General features: G+C 52.5%; 14 protein-coding genes. 11 read left to right on the top strand and 3 right to left on the bottom strand.

All coding sequences use genetic code 11. The features are described from left to right. Positions 1-233: 233 nt before the first annotated feature. Positions 234-1,865: a CRTAC1 family protein gene (locus PP769_RS18930; RefSeq protein ID WP_312643241.1), complete on the bottom strand. Its 1,632-nt coding sequence runs from the start codon at positions 1,863-1,865 to the stop codon at positions 234-236. A 379-nt stretch (positions 1,866-2,244) separates the two neighbouring features. On the opposite strand from PP769_RS18930, the gene PP769_RS18925 reads away from it, so the two are divergent. After that, entirely contained in the window at positions 2,245-3,147 is a 903-nt protein-coding gene (locus PP769_RS18925) for an NAD(P)-dependent oxidoreductase (protein ID WP_312643239.1), read from the top strand. 358 nt (positions 3,148-3,505) lie between these two features. Here PP769_RS18925 and PP769_RS18920 read toward each other — a convergent pair whose 3' ends face one another. After that, complete coding sequence (locus PP769_RS18920; RefSeq protein ID WP_312643237.1) at positions 3,506-3,916, bottom strand: hypothetical protein; 411 nt, start codon at positions 3,914-3,916, stop codon at positions 3,506-3,508. A gap of 266 nt (positions 3,917-4,182) precedes the next feature. Here PP769_RS18920 and PP769_RS18915 point away from each other — a divergent pair, with 266 nt between their 5' ends. The 10 genes from PP769_RS18915 (at position 4,183) to PP769_RS18870 (ending at position 13,937) form a co-directional block, all read left to right on the top strand. Continuing rightward, positions 4,183-4,782, top strand: a complete 600-nt coding sequence (locus tag PP769_RS18915) for a Slp family lipoprotein (protein ID WP_312643235.1) — start codon at positions 4,183-4,185, stop codon at positions 4,780-4,782. Between the two features lie 195 nt (positions 4,783-4,977). Then, a complete protein-coding gene (locus PP769_RS18910; protein WP_312643233.1) occupies positions 4,978-5,304 on the top strand; it encodes a hypothetical protein in 327 nt (108 codons plus the stop codon). Positions 5,305-5,856: 552 nt separating this feature from the next. After that, a complete protein-coding gene (locus PP769_RS18905; RefSeq protein WP_312643231.1) occupies positions 5,857-6,621 on the top strand; it encodes a chlorite dismutase family protein in 765 nt (254 codons plus the stop codon). Between the two features lie 148 nt (positions 6,622-6,769). Beyond that, on the top strand, positions 6,770-7,072 hold the full coding sequence (locus PP769_RS18900) for a hypothetical protein (protein WP_312643229.1): 303 nt from the start codon (positions 6,770-6,772) through the stop codon (positions 7,070-7,072). A gap of 386 nt (positions 7,073-7,458) precedes the next feature. Further along, positions 7,459-8,619, top strand: a complete 1,161-nt coding sequence (locus PP769_RS18895; protein WP_312643228.1) for a DUF1207 domain-containing protein — start codon at positions 7,459-7,461, stop codon at positions 8,617-8,619. 323 nt (positions 8,620-8,942) lie between these two features. Next, positions 8,943-9,935 (top strand): pyruvate dehydrogenase (acetyl-transferring) E1 component subunit alpha, encoded by a 993-nt coding sequence (gene pdhA, locus PP769_RS18890; protein ID WP_312643226.1) that lies wholly within the window; start codon positions 8,943-8,945, stop codon positions 9,933-9,935. A gap of 98 nt (positions 9,936-10,033) precedes the next feature. After that, complete coding sequence (locus PP769_RS18885; protein ID WP_312643224.1) at positions 10,034-11,002, top strand: pyruvate dehydrogenase complex E1 component subunit beta; 969 nt, start codon at positions 10,034-10,036, stop codon at positions 11,000-11,002. 91 nt (positions 11,003-11,093) lie between these two features. Next, entirely contained in the window at positions 11,094-12,398 is a 1,305-nt protein-coding gene (locus tag PP769_RS18880; protein ID WP_312643222.1) for a dihydrolipoamide acetyltransferase family protein, read from the top strand. Between the two features lie 214 nt (positions 12,399-12,612). Continuing rightward, a complete protein-coding gene (locus PP769_RS18875; RefSeq protein WP_312643220.1) occupies positions 12,613-13,293 on the top strand; it encodes an ankyrin repeat domain-containing protein in 681 nt (226 codons plus the stop codon). Positions 13,294-13,442: 149 nt separating this feature from the next. Then, entirely contained in the window at positions 13,443-13,937 is a 495-nt protein-coding gene (locus tag PP769_RS18870) for a GlcG/HbpS family heme-binding protein (RefSeq protein ID WP_376753460.1), read from the top strand. Between the two features lie 30 nt (positions 13,938-13,967). Here the strand turns inward: PP769_RS18870 and PP769_RS18865 are convergent, their stop codons facing one another. Then, positions 13,968-18,725, bottom strand: a complete 4,758-nt coding sequence (locus tag PP769_RS18865; RefSeq protein WP_312643215.1) for a response regulator — start codon at positions 18,723-18,725, stop codon at positions 13,968-13,970. Positions 18,726-18,810 lie beyond the last annotated feature (85 nt).

Raw genomic sequence — 18,810 nt, 5'->3', positions numbered from 1 at the left:
CGAAGGATCTGTGGCCAGGTTGATCGAGCTATGGCTTAGCTAGATGCTTCGCGCAGTTCAGCATGACAATTCTGTTGAGGGTGTCCTCACCCGGTCTTCTTGTCATCCTCAGACGTTCAATTGACCACATCGGGATTCGTCTGTTCAGTGTAATGAACGCTAGGGTAAAGAACTTTATGGATGATCCGGAAATTGTATGAATGGTTTCATGTTTCATGCGCCACCAACCTTACCTATTGGCCCTTTCTTTCCACCTGTAGAGTATTCTGGTTTCCTACTCTCTCCTGGACGATGAGTGATTGGTTGATGGATGGGTGCTCAATGATCGAGACGGTCCCATCGGGATCCTGTATGTGAACTTTCGCGACTTCCCGCTCTTCCCCCAGGCCGAAGAACAGCGTCGGGGATTGATCCGATAGCAATCCGACGCTCGTGACGATTTGTTTCGTGTAGGACCTGCCGCTCGTGGTTTCTACAGTGACCTGAGTCCCTAGGGATTGCACGCTATCGGGGAGGGCTATGCCGATGCCGTTCGCCGTGGACCGGTTCAGAAAGGCCCGCACCGGGCCGTTCATGTTGAGCCAGATGACGTCGGGTTTCGTGTCGCCATTCAAATCTGCGATCACCGGCGCTTGTCCGAAAAACGGGTTGGTGAGTCCCAGATCGTCCACATGGACGAAGCTGTTGGTAGGGGATGACGGAACCTGGAGGAACGATTTCCCCGGCAGTTTCCAAACTTTGTGCACAGGCCATTTGATGTAGTTCTGGGCCGTCAAAATATCGAGGTGTCCGTCCAGATTGATGTCTTCGAAGACGGTTCCCCAGGCGAACCCATAATCCCGTAACCCATAGGCTTCCGTGACATCGGTAAAGACAAGGTTTCCGTCGTTCCGTAACAGGAGCCATTGGGATTCCAGCCGCTGAACGTCCTTGATGTCCCCCTTGAGAAAGTAGTGCGAAATGGAGGTGCCGACATTGGTAAAAAACAAGTCCTGATCGCCATCCTTATCCACATCCCCCACGGCCAGACCCATCCAGAATCCGTAGCCGGAGTTGGTCGCGATAGGCGTGAAGGTGGTGTTCCGCTCGTTTTTGAAGATTTCGACTTCTCCCGTGTTCTGTGCGACCACCAGATCCTGCCAGCCGTCTCCATCCAAATCGACGAAGACCGACAGAAACGTATTTTGCTTGGAGGCCGTGCCGGAAGCTTCCGTGATATCCGTAAATGTGAGGTCCCCGTTGTTGAGCAGCATGATGTTATGTTTGGCATGGGTCGGGTCATTGAAAGTGGCGCTGTGAAAGGCCTTCTTGCTGACGAACACGCTGACGTAGAGATCCCCATGCCCGTCATGATTGATGTCGGAGACCGCGATCGTAAGCGGGACGGCGTCGGGTTCAAGATGGAGTGGAATCCTCTGCTGCGTAAAGATTCCGTGATCGTTAAGGTAGAGCGAGATCCCGTCGTCCCTGGCGATGAGCAGGTCCGTATCCCCGTCATGGTCCATGTCAATTGAGGTGGCCCCATAGGTGGCGATGGTACTGGACAACCCCGATCCTTGGATGATGTTCACGAGCCGGCCATGCCGGTAGGTGAACAGGGCGTCCTCCTGCCCACCGCCTCCTCCGACAAAAAGTTCCATCGTGCCATCCTGGTCCACGTCGATGACGGCAGCCCCTGAAAACGGATGATTGAGCTGATCCCATTGGTGTACGAACTCCACCGTAATTTCCTGAAATGGTTGCACGTCAATGGGGTTGGCAGGGTGCGTCAATTTTTCATGTGTCGGGATGCAGGAGGCCGACGTGAGCACGAGTGATGCGACCAGCAATCCCTTTCCCCATAATGTATTCTGTTCTTTTTTCATGATGAGCACTCCTTGGAAAGCAGCGTCGGTTTGCTTTTTGGCAGGCATTGAATTTTCTTCCCCCCAGTCCATTCAAGTGGAATATTCGTTACAGCCTCCAGAGAGTGTCGCCAGGGTCGATGACCGACCACAGGAGGGAAACAGGAAAGGGACGGAATGAATAATGGCGATATCCGAGGAGGGTTGCCGTCTACCCGGAAAGAGGGTGTCCTTGAATGTTTGGTTGTGCAGGTTCCGGGCCTTCGGTACAGTAATTTTGTCCTCCTGCTTCCCATGGGGGCAAAATGGGAATAGTCTGGGGCAAGGAAGGAAGAGCTGGTGTTGGGTTGTTGGCACTGGGACCTCGTTTTGCAATCTTTAGGAAAAGATGGAGGTGGACGTGAAGACACCAACTGAAAAAATCGGATTTGTGGGGGTAGGGCGGATGGGGGCCAATATGGCTCGCCGGCTTCGGGATGTGGGCTATCCGGTGACCGCGGTTTTTGATGTGGACGGCGAAAGGGCCAAAATCCTGGCCCAAGAATTAGGCTGTGAGGCCGTGTCCACTCCGGATGAGGTGGCTGCCTTATCGAATACGATTTTTACGGTGGTGACGGATGACGGGGCGATGCAGGAAATCTTTTCAGAGGGTCATCCGAAGAGTCTCTTGAAGAATGCCGAGGGTCGATTGTTTGTGAATTGTGCGACGCTCTCCCCTCACATTCACATGGAAATCGAACAACGCGTGGAAGCACGAGGGGGGCATTCTCTGGAGGCATGTATGGCCAGCAGCATCCCCCAAGCGCGTGAAGGCACGTTGTACCTTATGTGTGGTGGAACACCTGAGGTTTTCGAACAAGCCAAACCGGTTTTAACCACCTTGAGCGCGCAGTTACGTCTTATTGGCCCGGCCGGGCAAGCCGCCAAAGTGAAGGCTCTGGTCAATATGGTGATGAACATCAATACCGCCGGTTTGGCGGAGGGGTTAGGGCTTGGAGATGCGCTTGGGCTGGATCTGACGATGTTGCGGGAAGTGTTCAGTCAAACCGGGGCGGCATCACGGGTCTTGGAAACCGATGGAGCCGATATGCAACATCGTGATCACGAATGCTATTTTTCGGTAGCCCATGCCGCCAAAGATTCCGGCATTGCCTATGCGCTTGCGGAATCCGTGGGACTCACCCTGCCTCTGGCCAAATCGACCTTGGAACAATATCAACGATTGGTGAAGTTGGGGAAAGGGGAATTGGATAAATCCGGGATTGCGGAACTGACCTTTAAAGACCGCTGTTCGCGGTACTAGTGTCAGACCGGTTTTCTTAGTCCCACGGCTTAATGAAGCTCTTGTCATCCTGACCCATCCGGCAAAGCCCAAGGCCAAGTCCATCGAGGAATCTCCCTGAGCCGAAGTATTTTTCGCCGTGCACAGATTCTTCGCCGTGGGCTCAGAATGTCAAGTTACTTTTCGCCCCGGAGTGCAACGAAGGGTCTACCTGAGCGGTGGCATCGTCGACCAGGGCCCGGATCCATCGCTTTCGTCTCAGGATGAATGGTCGGTTGACCACTGTTGTCGTTCCACACGGTTGCCCCGCTGACTGAATGGTAAAAACACAACGTTGGTCATTGATTCCTCCATTCAGTGGTTGTGGGTCAACGGTTTGTTAACCAAGGAGTGATTTGCCATATTCCTGGGCTTGTTGGACCAATTCCTCAACTGTTTTTATGGCTTTTCCCACGCTTTTCCCTACCGTCTTTCCGGCTCTCTCCGCTGCGGAGCGAGCTGTGGTTTTAGCCTTTCGAGTATTCTTGTTGACGGATTTTCTGGTCGAGGCCACTTTCTTCGCGCCCGCCTTTTTTAATTGGGCCGCGGTTTTCTTTGCACGCGAGGAAACGTTGGCGGATCGCTTTGTGGCCGTTTTCTTGGCTTTGGAGACTGTGCTTTTTGTCCGTTTGGTTGCGGCCTTGGCTTGCTTGGCCACGGTCGCTGATTTTTTCTTTGCCGCTGACTTAACTTGGGAGGCCTTCTTGGATGCTTTTTTCGCCGTGCTCTTAACCGCTTTTTTTGCAGCCATCGTCTGCTCCTTGTGTGTAGGTAGAGGTCATTAATTGATAGTGATAGGTGAAATGTAACCTGGAATCATGGAAATCACAAGTCAAAGAACCACTTGGTTATGAGTTTATTGCGATTCGTGGTTGGAACACATGTGTCTGTTGACTGCTTGTTGGCCTCTCAATGAATAGTTTTTCAATCCGGCAAACAAGAGATCCTTCCCCTTCTTTCCTCTTCAAAGGCACGGGAGAGGGCGTATAATAGATAAGGGGGGTGAAGGAGGGATCTATGAAAATTGGGATGCGGTGTATTCATTTGGCGGTTTTGTTGGTTGGCCTGAGTGGGTGCGCGACATTTTCCTCCTCCCCCTTTTCCACAAATCAGGAAGCGAAGGTGATGGTTGGCGCGTCGTTTGCCAACGTCAATCAAGACCCCTCTGCACATATCGGACAGATTCTCAAGGTGGGTGGAGTCGTGCTGTCCGCGAAACGTCTCGTAGACCGGACCGAAGTGATGGTGCTTCAGATCCCATTAGACAGCGATTCGGTTCCCAAATGGGATCGGACCAAGTCTCAAGGCCGTTTCATTGCCACTCAGCAGCCTTTTCTTGATCCGGCCACGCTTCCTGAGGGCACTCGCGTAACCATTATAGGAGAAGTCACCGGGCAGGCCTCCGTGCGAGTGGATGAAGAAGAAAAAGTCTATCCTGTTCTTGCCATTCAGGCCTTGAAAGTGTGGCCGATGATTCCACGAAACACGTATGGGTATGGTCCCTATTGGGGGCCGTATCCTTACTGGGGCCGGAATTGGGGATGGTATTGGCCCTACTCTCCGTATGCCTTTGGGTATGGCCGACGCAACTTTGGTGGACGCGGGAGTTGGCGGTGAACGTTTTCCAAAATGATGCGGATTGACTCTTTTGTATAAAAGAGTCAAGGTATCATTCTTACCAAAACATTGGGATCCGAAAGGAGAGTAGCTGACTGCCAGGGTTTCCCATAGTTACACAATTTCTATCTCATGCGTAATAATGGGGACATCTTTGCTCTTCTACTCTTTAACATTCTTTTCAGGGAGGTTTTTATGACCTGGATATTATCAGGAGTATTTTCTGTACTGTGTGTAGTTGGTGTATCAGGATTGTCCATGGCGGGGACGGCGGATGATAAACAGAATCAAGCTGAAGAGAGAGCCCAGGCAGCCAATGAAACTCAGGAGAGAGAGATGAGAAATATGGAAGAGGCGGCCGAGAATATCACAGAAACGCAAAAGGAGCGGGCAATTGAGGCCCAACGTTCCACCCAACAAGAAGCCGGGGGAATCGTGGATCAACTCAGAGAAGGGGCAAAGGGGGAAGTTAATCAAAGGAGTAATGATATTAATTCAAAAATAGACAATTTGGGGAAATAAGGGCACAAGTATGACCGGCCCGTGTTTCGGCTAGAGTAATATCAGAGTTATATAGACGTGTTGAGGCCTGCCGAGTGTGTTTCTCTCGGCAGGCCGTTTTTTTCGTGTAACGCCTGGAAGAGATTGTAGACAATCATCCATGTTCCTGCGTTTGATGAGGGTTTCCCCAAAAATGTTCTCTGCGTGTGGGCCGTAGTCGTTCAGTCACAAGGGGAATAATCGTGAGAGTTCCGACTGTTCTGAAAGTCGCGTTATTGATAGGCCAATGGCCGCTTTACCGCCAAGGAGCAGACCCTCCGCAGACACGACCGTACCAGCCTTGTTTTTGTGGTATTCCTTACCTTTTCCTGCTGTGGCCTTTTTCCGCATCTCAACCTTTCTTAAAAGATTATTTGTTCCCACGTGCCCGCTCTAAAGTCGACCCGCATGTGTGGTAATTCCCGTTCAACAATTCCTAAGGGGATTCCAGGGAGATCCATCCGGTCATCCGTAACCCGAACGTTTGCCATTCGCATGTTTAAAAATAAGACTCAGGTAAGAAGGAGTGAACATATGCCTGTATTACTATCCTGGTTGTTCTTCGCGGTCGTGCAATTTGGTTTGTCTGGTTTAAGCTGGGCCGCCGATGCTCCTGTGTTCGGGACCTTTGCCCTTTATGAGGTGGATAAAGATTGGAAGGATTTGCCGATGGAGGAAAGGCAGAAAGGCGGGGAGGAGGCCAAAGCTCTGTTGGAGGCATTCAAAAGTCAGGTGACCGTGGATGGCTATTGGACCTATGGATTGACGACAGAATCCCATTTTTTGCTTCGGCTGCATTCTGCTGAACTCAAAGCCAACCAGCAATTACTGACCCAACTTCGGAGTACCGGTCTTGGCCGGCATTTGGATTTGGAGTACACGATCAGTGGGGTGACCAAGGGGCTGAATTATGCTCCGGATTTTCCTGATTTGCTTCAACAATTGAAAGGGGCGAAGTACGAGGGTGATCCATCTACCTATGCGATTATGATCCCCATTCGGAAAAATGCTGAATGGTGGAACTTGTCCAAAGAGGATCGTGTGGCGCTGATGAAAGAACACACCATTCCCACGGTTGCTTATTTAAAAACGGTGAAGCGGAAATTGTACCATTCCACCGGGATCTCGGATGTGGATTTCCTCACCATATTTGAAACCAACAATCTGGTGGATTTCAATGACCTGGTCATTGCATTGCGGATGGTTCGTGAGGATATCTTCAATGTTCAACTCGGAGAGCCGACGATCATCGGCACATTGAAAAGCTGGAATGATATTGTCGACTTTCTTGTGAAATAGCCGGATGACGGCCTGGTGATGGGCCCGTCATCCTTGAGGCAACCAACCTTGGCATCAGAGGTGAAAGGATTTGAACATGCCAAACATTCTTCCCACGGTTTCACATCTTCATCATTCAACCTGTGTGTCTGTTTAAGGAGGTGCTCCTATGAAACGCGTATTTCTGATGTGCGCAGGTGTCGTGTTTCTGTTTGGGATCGGTTCCGTATCGTTTGCGGCCGGGATGGGAGACGAAATGACAGGGAAGACCGAGACGATGAAAGAAGAGGGCATGAAAACGGCTGATGACGCCATGGGAGACATGAAGGGGAAAGGCGAAGAGATGTCATCTGACGCCAAAGGGAAGGAGATGCCTGGTGACATAGAAGCCCAGGGTAAAAAGAAAATGGGCAAAATGAAAAAGAAATCCATGAAAGAGGAACCGATGAAAAAAGAACCGATGAAAAAGTAACCCTCATTCCTTTTACGCATCTCTAAGAAGGCCGGCTGTGGACTGACTCTGCGGCCGGCCTTCCTTTTGGGACACAAATAGGACCAAGATCGTCATTGTTGAATAAATAATCAGTCCCTTGCGCGTGAGATCCCGTGATTTTTATTTGACAATGTCCAAATTATGCCGCTCACCTTGACGTTTTGTCTGTCCAACCAAAACCATTCGTCATGCTATTTTGTGAATAGGCATCCTGATTGACCAGCCCATGCCCCTAGCCTGACCACTCAAAAAAGAAAGTGGTCTGTGGTGCCAGCAATGAGAACTTCCCGGTGTTCCCTGAATCTTGAATATTTCTTCGCGAAGTTCTTATCCCTTTTATCTTTCGGTAAGGAGCGCTAATCTCAATGACCCGACCGGTTGCTTCTCTCGCCCTCGACTCGACTGTTCTCTCAGCGACTCATACAGGATTGCGGAAATGGACTAACGTGATCGTGTTCCTGCTCTGTGTTCATTCTGGATGGATGCCTAATGCCATCGCGGTCGAAGATTCCTACATCGCCGGGTATGCCGCCGCTGTTCTTCAACATGAGTTCAATGCGACCAATGCCTCCTTAATCGTCAATGACGGCGTCGTGACCGTCTATGCCGTTTCGCTCGGGACGTTGGATCGAACAAAAGTCCAGACCGCGCTGGAAAGCATTCCAGGTGTCAAGCGAGTAGAAGTTCTAGAGGGCAATGTCGACTCCGTAACTACCCCAACTCCTCCATCGGATGCGATCACCCAAGAAATTCCCAAGCCCGAGTCCAAATTTCTTCCGAATGGTCTTCTCTTCGATCCGCTTCATGCCGACCCACGTTGGCCGCACTTCTCCGTGGCTTACCGGGACATTTCAAAAGGTACTGAACCGAGCAAAACCGGTTCGGCAAATTTTGGAGAAACGTTCGCGATCTACCGGAATGCTGCGCCATTCGACGGACAATGGGAAATCGCGTTCCAGGGCGGAGTCTTCAGCGTGTTCGATTTGGACGCGTCGTCCAAAGACCTCGTCAATGCCGATTATACTGCCGGCCTTCTCGCCAGTTATCGGACCGGTCCACTTTCGGGCTTCCTTCGCATCCATCATCAAAGTTCACATCTTGGTGATGAATTCATTCTCAATAACCAGCCGAATAGAATTAATTTGTCCTTTGAAGAAATTGATGTGAAGTTGTCCTATGAACTGCTCGAATGGTTCCGGGTGTATGGCGGCGGCGGGATACTCATGAATCGAGACCCCAACGGGTTAGGACGCGGCTCAAGCCAATTCGGGGCCGAATTAACGAGCCCTTGGACGTTCTTGAGCGGCAAGATTCGTCCGGTGGCGTATGCAGATTTTCAGATTAATGAGAGAAGCAATTGGATTATCAACCGTTCATTGATGGCAGGGCTTCAATTCGAAAATGCCCGCATCGGCGATCGCAAACTTCAACTCTTAATGGAGTATTATAAGGGTGCTTCACCCAACGGCCAATTTTATACTCAGCAAACTGAGTGGATCGGAATCGGCCTTCATTTGTATTACTGACCCCAACCTATCGCGGCTTAGAAGTCATTGGAGAAGAAAAAGAAAGCCCTGTCTTACCTCGCGGTGGGAAATTTCCACACGCCCGAAAACATGTGAAATTTGTTTCCTGGTTTGTTCTGACATTTCCAAACGAGGTTGTGTTGAGAAGGAGTCCAGGACTGGGCATTTTTTGCGTGGGAGTCAAAAGGGAAGGAAAAAAATAATTTCGGGAAAGACTTTAAAAATTGTATCGGCATGCGATCTCTTGCTACAGTTCTTCTACTATTTCATAGACAGCATTAGAGAAATAAGGACACGCAACATCGAACAAGCCTGACATTTTTATGGCGAAGAGTACAGTGGAACACGATTCGAACGCGAACAATTTTCTGACATTGTATCGGGATATGCTGCTCATCCGACGCTTTGAGGAGAAGTCGGCGGAGATGTACGCCTTAGCGAAAATCGCGGGCTTTCTGCATTTATATATCGGGCAGGAAGCGGTCGCCGTGGGATGTATGCATGCGATTCGCCCAGATGACTATGTCATAGCCTCCTATCGTGATCACGGGCATTGTCTGGCCAAGGGGTCGGATCCCAAAAAAGTGATGGCTGAATTGTTTGGAAAGGCCACCGGCTTGTGCAAAGGCAAAGGTGGCTCGATGCATCTCATTGATGTCGAGCGTCACTTTATGGGCGGGTATGCCATCGTCGGTGGGCATTTGCCGCTTGCAGTCGGGCTGGCGTTTGCCTCACGGTATCGGAAGGATGACCGGGTGGTTCTCTGCTTTTTTGGTGATGGAGCGGTTCCCAGCGGACATACGCATGAAGCCTTCAATCTGGCTGCCTTATGGAAGTTGCCTGTGATCTTTATTTGCGAAAACAACCGGTACGGGATGGGGACGCCGGTTGAACGCGAGATGCTGCTGTATAAAGACATTGCCGAACGGGCCAGGGCGCATGGCATTGACGCGGAACAGGTGGATGGGATGGATGTGCTGGCGGTGAAGGAATTGACTGAGCGTGTGGTGAAAAAGTTGAGAAAGGACCCTCAACCCTACTTTATTGAGGCGTCGACCTATCGATTTATGGGCCATTCAATGTCCGATCCCGCTCACGGTCATTATCGAACGAAGGAAGAAGTTGGAGAAGCACGTAAGCAGGATCCATTGATTTTTCTCAAGACCCGGATCCTTCAGGAGGGCCTGGCTACGGAGGCCGACTTTAAGCAGATGGATAAAGACGTGATTAAGACGGTGACCGAATCTGTGAAGTTTGCCGATGAAAGCCCGTTTCCTGAGGCCGGTGCGCTGCATGAAGATGTTTTAATCGAGTGAAAATTGTGCTCTGACAAAGGCTAAGCTGGAAGTATGGGGCTGGTATCTCCTTCATCAAAGCAACACGATGATCAACCATTCTTGAATGATGACGAACCATGTTGATTTCCTATAGGGAAGCCTTGAATCAGGCGATGCGTGAGGAAATGCAACGGGATTCTCGCGTCTTTTTAATTGGGGAAGAGGTCGGGTATTACCAGGGGGCCTTTAAAGTGAGCAAAGGCTTTGTGGAGGAATTTGGGGTTGAGCGGGTATTAGATACTCCGATTACCGAAGCCGGATTCACCGGGTTAGCCATTGGCGCGGCGATGGCCGGCTTGCGTCCCATTGTGGAATTGATGACTTTTAATTTCGGCATTCTTGCCCTTGACCAGATTGTCAATAATGCGGCGAAAATTCGCTATATGTCCGGAGGCCAGTTGTCGGCTCCCATGGTGATTCGCGGGCCGGGGAGTGCGGCCCATCAATTGGCCGCCCAGCATTCGCAAAGTCTTGAAGCCTGGTTCTGCCATGTTCCCGGACTGAAAGTGATCGCCCCGGCGACGCCCTCCGATGCGAAAGGTTTATTGAAAAGCGCCATTCGTGATGAGAACCCGGTTATTTTTATCGAAGCGCAACTTCTCTATGGCACGAAAGGCGAGGTGGCTGAGCAGGATTACACCCTGCCGATTGGCAAGGCCGCTGTGACCCGAACAGGAAGTGATGTGACCATTGTGGCCTATTCAAAGATGGCCTTGCTGGCGCTTGAGGCCGCGGAAGCTTTATCAAAGGAAGGCATCAATGCCGAAGTTATTGACCTGAGGTCATTAAAACCCTTGGATACTGAAACCATTCTGGAATCTGTCCAGAAAACCGGGCGGGTCGTTATTGTGGAAGAGGGATGGGAGTTTTGCGGGTTGGGCGCTCAGATTGCTGAGACCATCTACTCAAAAGGATTTGATTTGTTAGATGGGCCTATTGTCAGGGTCGCCGGTGAAGAAGTCCCCATGCCGTATGCCCGGCCGCTTGAAGATCTGGCCATTCCGGATCAGGCGCGGGTCATATCGGCGGTGAAACAGATTCTATAACATGGAACATATTTTTGAAGTGGTTGTTCCTCAGATAGTCAGCACGGCAAATTCTTTCGAAGGATTCCCCTGTTATAAATAGGAGAGGCTTATGATTACGCGCGTCGTCATGCCCAAGCTCACGGACACGATGGAGGAAGGAGTGGTGGTGGCTTGGAAAAAGCATGAAGGGGATGCGGTCGACTCGGGAGACATTCTGGCAGAAATTGAAACGGACAAAGCCGTCCTTGATCTGGAATCCTTTGGGTCCGGTGTCCTGAAAAAAGTGTTAGTGCCCGAAGGGGAAACCGTGAAAGCCGGGAAGCTCATTGCCGTGATCGGAGAAGAGGACGATGACATTGAGGCCACGCTGGCTGAGACTCCTGAGGACCAGGCTGTAGCACCAGAACCTCAAAAAGATTCTGCTCCTTCTTCACGAAAGGAAACGCCTTCTTCTCCTTCGCCGGCACCATCCATCCCGGCCAAGGGCGAAAAATCCAGCAGTGCTAAAAAGGAAATCCGGGAAACTAAGGCTGATACGAGCCCGGAGGCAAAGATCAAAGTGTCGCCCCGAGCCAAGGCGTTGGCGAAAGAACAGGGGATTGATTTGTCAACAATCAAAGGCAGCGGCCCTGGAGGCCGGATCGTTGAAGCCGATATTCAGGGACAGATGGACACCCCCGGGATTCCTGAGCGTGAAACGAAGGATATTCCCTTGAGCCAAATGCGCAAGGCGATCGCGCGAGTGACCACGTCCAGTAAGGCCCCTGTCCCTCATTTTTATCTCACCACCGAAGTGGCCATGGATCAGGCCGAGCGGCTTCGGAAGCAGATGGAGGAAGTGAATCACTCCCCCTTGAGTTTAACGGTCTTGTTCGTTCGTGCCGCTGCCCTGGCTTTGGCCCGGCATCCTGAAATCAATGTTTCATTCATGGGCGAAACCTTACGGCGGCATGCCACGATTGATATCGGGATCGCGGTGGCCTTGGAGGAGGGTCTCATTACTCCTGTGATACGGGATTGCGCCGGGAAAAATATTCTGCAAGTCGCTGAAGAGATTCGTGATCTGTTTGTCCGGGCCAAAGGCCAACAACTCACTCCCGAAGAATATGCCGGGGCCACGTTCTCAATCTCTAATCTTGGGATGTATGAGGTGGACAATTTCATTGCGGTCTTGATGCCGCCCCAAGCGGCTTCTTTGGCCATAGGCGCGGTAAATATTGTTCCCGTGGCACGAGGGCAGGCCATCAAATTATCCCGCCGAATGAAAGTTACGCTCTCCTGCGATCATCGAGCACTTGATGGTGCGCAAGGGGCACGGTTTCTCCAGTCATTTAAACGGGCGTTGGAAAAACCCTTGGAGCTTTTTCTTCCGTTAAAAACCCCAGCAACACATCACAAGCAGGCCGGCCAATAATTGGTGTGTCGGTATTCAGAAGTTTCAAGGCAGAAGTCATTGGCTGCCATTCGTCAGTGAGCGGATAGTGTGCCGTGCTGAAAATGCTCCATTCTCCTTCTCTTTTTTTTCTTGCCCAACCCAGGCCTTCTCGTACCTCGTCCCCTGTGCTGACTCGACGGTCGGTGGAGCAGGACACGCTACGGGAAGTCAGGATTGACCGCAGATGGAATGCATGAAAACAATAGGACTTCTCGTGATGACAGCTCTTCTGATAGTGGTTGGCGGACCGGACGTTGTCATGCCTGAAGAGTTAAGCCGAGGGCGCGATGGAGCGTTGCTTCAAGCAGCGGAACGAAATGATGCAGCCACGATCCGCCAATTGTTGCAAAACGGGGCAAGCCTTCATGCTCAAGATGAAAAAGGGCAGACGGCGTTACTCCTGGCTGTTGATCGGAATCATGTTGAAAGCGCAAAGGTGTTGATTGAGGCTGGAGCGGATGTGAATGCGCAGGATCGTCAACTGGACAGTCCATTGCTCTTAGCCGGAGCGAGAGGATACCTTGAGATTTTAAAGTTGGTGTTAGAGGCCAAACCCGATTTTGCAATTTACAACCGGTTCGGGGGAACGGCCTTGATTCCGGCCTGTGAACGCGGACATGTTGAGGTCGTCAGGGAATTATTGCAAACCGATGTGGATATCAATCATGTGAATCGATTGGGTTGGACCGCGCTGTTGGAGGCCATAATCCTGAGTGACGGGGGATCCAGACATCAGGAGATTGTACGAATGCTTATTAAGGCGGGTGCCGATATGAACCTGCCTGATGGGGATGGCATCAGCCCGCTGCAACATGCCCGGACCAAAGGTTTCACGCGAATCGTGAATATGCTGGAATCGGCTGGAGCCCGGTAGGGGTGTAAGATATATTGACAACGTTGCAGCCTGAACAAGACAATCGTCAGGTCAGCACATGAATGATCTCATGTTTATCAAAGGAGTGTTTCATGATCGGCAAAAACAATCTGCAATGTAGATCGGGAAAAGGTTGGTATCTATCTGGAATGGTTACCCTCAGTCTAAGCGGACTGTTCATCGCGGGCGTGTCGGCGGCCGAGCTGCCGCGTGAGGCGGTCCTGCCACTCTCTCTGGCCACGAAGGCTGCAAGTGCGGCGGTGGAGCAATGCACAAAAGACGGATATCAGGTGAGTGCGGCGGTCGTCGATCGGGCGGGGGTGGTGAGGGCGTTATTACGGGAAGATGGAGCCGGCCCGCATACGGTGGATAGCAGCCGCAAGAAAGCCTACACCTCGGCCAGTCTGAAAAGGCCCACGGCAGAATTGGGCGAGTTGATTGCCAAAATGCCGGCAGTTCAAGGGTTACGGGATATGAACGAGAATATGCTTATTCTGGGCGGTGGGCTTCCCATAAAATTTGGCGGAGAAGTCGTAGGCGGAATTGGTGTTGGCGGCGCCCCTGGCGGTCATCTGGATGCTGCATGTGCCCAGGCGGGACTGGAAATTATCGGCGCGTCCGGGCAAGACCAAAAAGAGAAATAGGTTGAATGTGCGGTTTTCTACAGGACTGGATCACATGACTCGTTCAGGAGCCGACTGACTGTTGCTCATGGCTTCCTGAATAGAGCCGTACAGTTGGTTAACGGCCGCCTCTTTGGGAATCAATAGAAAGGCGCCCGCCTGCTTCATCGCCTCCTGATTGGCGTCGCCGGTATGCATGGAAAGGCCGATCACGATCAAATCCGGGTAAGCGATTTTGAGGTGTTTCGTCGCTTCTATGCCGTTCATCCCCGGCATGTTGATGTCCATGACGACCACATGGGGGATTAGGCGATTGGCCGCTTGTAACGCTTCAAGCCCATTGGCAGCTTCGCCGACCACTTCCACATCCTCATACCCCTCCAATACGGAGCGCAGGCCCTGACGGACCATCGCATGATCATCAACCAGCAACACGCGGATACATGGAAGAGGGGGTCTCACCGATGAGGGATATTTTGGGCGGAATACCGGGTGATCATTGACCGTGACGCCTTGCGCGGCTTTTTCTTCTCTCACCTCTGAGAGGTTTTCTTTCGCGTCCGACTTCGGCAGCATCAGTATGGCCGTGGTTCCATGTCCCGGGGATGATTCAATACGCAAACTGCCTCCTAAAGAAAGCATCCGTTCCCGGATACTGAAAAGCCCGAATTTGGTCGATGGAATATTATCGGCGGCCGCAGCGGTCTCAATAGCCGCAGGATTAAAGCCAATCCCGTTATCCTGCACGATAATTTGTAATCGTGTCTCCTCTTGAACGAGCTGTACCGTGACCTCTCTGGTGCCTGCATATTTCGATGCATTGATCAGGAGTTCACGAACCGATTGAAAGAGCAGAATGCGCTGGTCATCAGGCAGTACCAGATCCAGAGGTTCCGGCAGGCGGACATGAACCGTCAGATTGCGTTTTTTCATGTCCTCGGCCAACCATTTCAACCCTTCGGGCAATCCATGATCCCGCAACACCGGCGGGCTTAAGTCGGCAACCAGAGTGCCGGTATACGTCAACGCCTCAGATAAGATGTCGTCGACCTGTTGCATCACCTCCGCCGCGGTGGATAAAGACGGTCTTGCTTGCTTTCCCTGCCCGAGTTTTAATTTCCCCAATACCAGGAGCTGCTGCAGATGATCGTGCAGCTCTGTCGCCAGACGTTTCCGCTCCCGCTGCTCGGCCAGATTGAGTTCGGTGGCCAGACTGCGCAGGCGTTCTTGTGACTGGATCAGGTCCTTGGTCCGTTCCTCGACCAAGTGTTCCAATTGATGGGTAAATCTCTGCAGCCGCGCCTCGCTCTGGCGTAGCGCATCCTGGACATCGCGCAAATCCGTAATGTCGGTGTTGGTGCCGAACCAGCGGATAATGTTCCCGGCCGCATCGCGAATGGGGAGGGCGTGAGAAAGAAACCAATGATATTGACCATCTTTGTCGCGCAATGGAAATGTATCCTCCCACGGCTCGCCGGTATTCCAAGACCTTTTGAGCCCCTCGACAACCCGTTCCACATGATCGGGGTGGGGGACTTTCTTCCATCCCCACCCTTGCATCTCTGTGAGTGAGGTCCCGGTATAATCGAACCATCGCTGATTGAACCAGAAGATCGAACCCTTTTCGTCGGCCATCCAGGCGAGCTGACTCATGTTGTCGGCTAGAGTGCGGAAACGTTCCTCGCTTATCAGCAGTGCCTGCTCGGCATGTTTGCGAGCCGTGACATCAATTGCGGCGCCGAACCATTCAATAATCTCTCCATGGGCATTGAGAATCGGAATGGCGCGTGAAAACGTCCAGCCGAGTGTGCCATCGGTGCGGATGACCCGATGCTCGAGTTCAAAGAAGCTTTTTGTCCGGATGGCCCTGTTGATCGTGTCCAGTACATATGCCTGATCGTCGGGATGGATATATCTTTCAAGCCACATGCGGCTCGGCTCTAATGTGTCAGCGACAAATTCCCGGCCTTCACAATGCCGCAGTTCCTTCCAGTCAGGACTCATGCGATATATGACATCGGAGGTGGCGCTGGTGAAGGCACGGAAGCGCTCCTCACTTTCGCGTAACGCCTGTTCGGCCTGTTTGCCTTCGGTAATATCTTGCACCACCGTAATAGCCCCGACCACATTTCCGGTGAAATCCCGAAACGGCACGGCGGACACCAGGTGATGGTGCTCCATGCCCTGCTGGTCGGTGTAGATGAATTCCATCCCGGGATCGATGGTCTCCCCGCGCAATGCACGGGCACCCGGCCACTGGTCCATCGGCACCGGCTGCTTTTGCACCTGGAGCCTGCGCCAGCGCGTAAGGGTGCCTTGGTCCGGGGACAGGAGAACTTCTGAGGAAATATTTCTCATTTGGGAGTTTCTGATCATGAACTGTCCATCCGTATTGATGACACCGACCCCAACCGGGAGTTGCTCAATGATCGCCGTCAGTTGAGATTTGCTTTCGCGCAATTTTACTTCCGTCATGCGTCGAAGGCGGGCCAGCTTGACATGCGATTCGACCCGCGCCAGCAATTCACGGGCACTGAAGGGCTTGATCAGATAGTCGTCCGCCCCTGCCTGCATTCCCTCGATACGGGCTTCTTCCCCGGCGCGGGCTGAAAGGAGAATGATGGGAATATCGGCGGTTGCCGCATGGGAACGCAATCCCCTCAGTAAACCGTACCCATCCAATCCAGGCATCATAATATCGGTGAGCACCAAATCCGGTGGTTGTTTTTTGGCGATTGCCAATGCCTCTTCTCCATTGATGACCGCTTCGATGTCAAACCCGGCCTGATTGAGCAGGCGACTGACGTACTCCCGCATGTCTGCATTGTCATCTGCTACAAGAATACGCCCACCTGTTTGAACGCCGTATAGCGCAACAGGCGCACATGTGCTGGATGGAACTGCGCGTTGGCTCATGGCTGGTGAACTGACGGTTTCACCGGGTTCACTTGCGGGGATATGTCCCGGTAGCCACCGTAAGGCCTCTTCGACATAGGCCTCACCCCGCACAGCGGTAGACGTCAGCGCGCGCGCCGCCTCGATGCGGTCGGCGGGCAGGTGGGCCTTTCCCCGCGGGATAGAAATTGAAAAATGACTGCCGCGGCCGATGTGGCTTTCCACGCGCACGCCGCCGCCGTGCAGCTTGACTAGTTCCTGCACTAATGCCAAGCCAATGCCTGAGCCTTCGTGTGAGCGGCCACGGGAACCATGGATGCGGTGAAACCGGTCAAAGATACGGGGCAATTCCTCGGGGGGAATGCCTGTGCCCGTGTCGCAGACTTCCAATATCACATAACGGTCTGGATCAAGCTCTGCCGAATCCTGATCCGCTGATGACTGTACGTCTTCCTCCCCCCTGCGAGTGTTTCCCTTGCACTCATGGCCCATTTTCAGACTCACCTCGATCTCGCCCTCGAAGGTGAATTTGAAGGCATTGCTCAGCAGGTTCAGCACGATTTTTTCCCACATATCATGATCGACGAAAATCGGTTCAGGAAGAGGAGGACAATTCACGATCAACCGCAGGCCGGCACGCTCAACGGCTGAGCGGAAGACGCTGGCAAGATCCGCCGTCAGTGCCGCAAGATCGGTCGGTTCATAATTGGCCTGGATGCGTCCCGCCTCGATGCGTGAAAAGTCCAGCAGGGTGTTGACCAATTTCAGCAGCCGGAGGCTGTTCCGGTGGGCAATGCTGACCGCGTTGGCGGCTTCCGCGGGTAGAACGCCATGCACATTCCCCAGAGCATCTTCCAGCGGGCCCAGCATCAACGTCAGGGGCGTGCGAAATTCATGGCTGACGTTGGAGAAGAATGCGGTCTTGGCGCGGTCGAGTTCCGCCAACGCTTCCGCGCGTTTACGTTCCTCCTCATACGAACGTGCCTTGTTCAAGGCGTTAGCCACGGCCTCGGCCAGAAGGTCGAAAAATGTGCAGTAGGGCGCATCGAGAGGGCGTCGCGAACTGACCCCGGCAATAAGAAAACCAAAGGGCTGGGCCAAGCCTGACAGGTTGATGCGGAGCACGACGGCTGTGTCAGGACATTCTTCATACGGCCCGCATGGTGCATCTCCAAACAACTGCCTTAATCCGTTCACAACCATGCTTTGAGTTTCCAGTCCGTTCTGGAGTGGCCAGACCATTTTTTCAGATGAATCGAAACTGATGACTGGCGGAGTGACGGGTAAACCGGCTTCGACGCCCGTGCAATCAGCCAACCGGGCTCCTTTGCCGTCTTCCTCCAACCGGTAGAGGATCGCAAAGGGGACATCGAGTTCGGCGGCTGCGATTGAGTCGCCGATCACGCTCAGGGCCTCGTCGATTGAAGTCGTTTCCCCGCTCCGTTCGGCCAGTTCGCGCAGAACTTGGAGCCGTCGTTCGGACAGTGTGTGCTGTGTGAGTTCCGTGACCGGATGAAAGAGGCCGCCAATGCTGCCGGACTCATCGCGGATCGGACTGAAGGAGAAGGTAAAAAAGGTTTCTTCGAGGAAGCCAAGGCGATCAAGAAACATGCGCTGGTTAACCAGGAAGGCTGTTTTGCCGTTGGCGGCGCTTTCAAACGCTTCGCCAATCGCCGGCCATGCCGAATACCAGCATTCTTTAAAATCCTGGCCCATCGAATGGGGGTGTTTATCACCGCAAATCGGCCAATAGCCGTCGTTGTAGATCTGGGTGCGTTGCGATCCCCAGGCAATACTGATAGGAAAGTTTGACGCGAGCGCAAGGCTGACAGTCGTGCGCAGACTTTGGGGCCAGGAATCGATTGGACCTAGCGGGGTTTTGGACCAATCCTTCGTGCGGACGAGCTTACCCATCTCCCCGCCGCCGGTAAGCCACTCGCCATCAGCCTGTTTTGTCCCGGGATTACTCATGGCTCGTGACGCAGATGATGGTTACGCA

It is taken from the genome of Candidatus Nitrospira allomarina (assembly GCF_032050975.1).
In the GTDB taxonomy this organism is placed as follows: domain Bacteria; phylum Nitrospirota; class Nitrospiria; order Nitrospirales; family UBA8639; genus Nitrospira_E; species Nitrospira_E allomarina.
Note: the sequence above shows the minus strand (reverse complement) of the source record. Positions and strands in the feature narration are given on the sequence as shown.

What these genes read in the sequence shown, in the direction of transcription:
- PP769_RS18930 (WP_312643241.1), bottom strand. Translation starts at nt 1,865, where the DNA reads ATGAAAAAAGAACAGAATACATTATGGGGAAAGGGATTGCTGGTCGCA.
- PP769_RS18920 (WP_312643237.1), bottom strand. Translation starts at nt 3,916, where the DNA reads ATGGCTGCAAAAAAAGCGGTTAAGAGCACGGCGAAAAAAGCATCCAAG.
- PP769_RS18915 (WP_312643235.1), top strand. Translation starts at nt 4,183, where the DNA reads ATGAAAATTGGGATGCGGTGTATTCATTTGGCGGTTTTGTTGGTTGGC.
- PP769_RS18910 (WP_312643233.1), top strand. Translation starts at nt 4,978, where the DNA reads ATGACCTGGATATTATCAGGAGTATTTTCTGTACTGTGTGTAGTTGGT.
- PP769_RS18905 (WP_312643231.1), top strand. Translation starts at nt 5,857, where the DNA reads ATGCCTGTATTACTATCCTGGTTGTTCTTCGCGGTCGTGCAATTTGGT.
- PP769_RS18900 (WP_312643229.1), top strand. Translation starts at nt 6,770, where the DNA reads ATGAAACGCGTATTTCTGATGTGCGCAGGTGTCGTGTTTCTGTTTGGG.
- PP769_RS18895 (WP_312643228.1), top strand. Translation starts at nt 7,459, where the DNA reads ATGACCCGACCGGTTGCTTCTCTCGCCCTCGACTCGACTGTTCTCTCA.
- pdhA (WP_312643226.1), top strand. Translation starts at nt 8,943, where the DNA reads ATGGCGAAGAGTACAGTGGAACACGATTCGAACGCGAACAATTTTCTG.
- PP769_RS18885 (WP_312643224.1), top strand. Translation starts at nt 10,034, where the DNA reads ATGTTGATTTCCTATAGGGAAGCCTTGAATCAGGCGATGCGTGAGGAA.
- PP769_RS18880 (WP_312643222.1), top strand. Translation starts at nt 11,094, where the DNA reads ATGATTACGCGCGTCGTCATGCCCAAGCTCACGGACACGATGGAGGAA.
- PP769_RS18875 (WP_312643220.1), top strand. Translation starts at nt 12,613, where the DNA reads ATGAAAACAATAGGACTTCTCGTGATGACAGCTCTTCTGATAGTGGTT.
- PP769_RS18870 (WP_376753460.1), top strand. Translation starts at nt 13,443, where the DNA reads ATGGTTACCCTCAGTCTAAGCGGACTGTTCATCGCGGGCGTGTCGGCG.
- PP769_RS18865 (WP_312643215.1), bottom strand. Translation starts at nt 18,725, where the DNA reads ATGGGTAAGCTCGTCCGCACGAAGGATTGGTCCAAAACCCCGCTAGGT.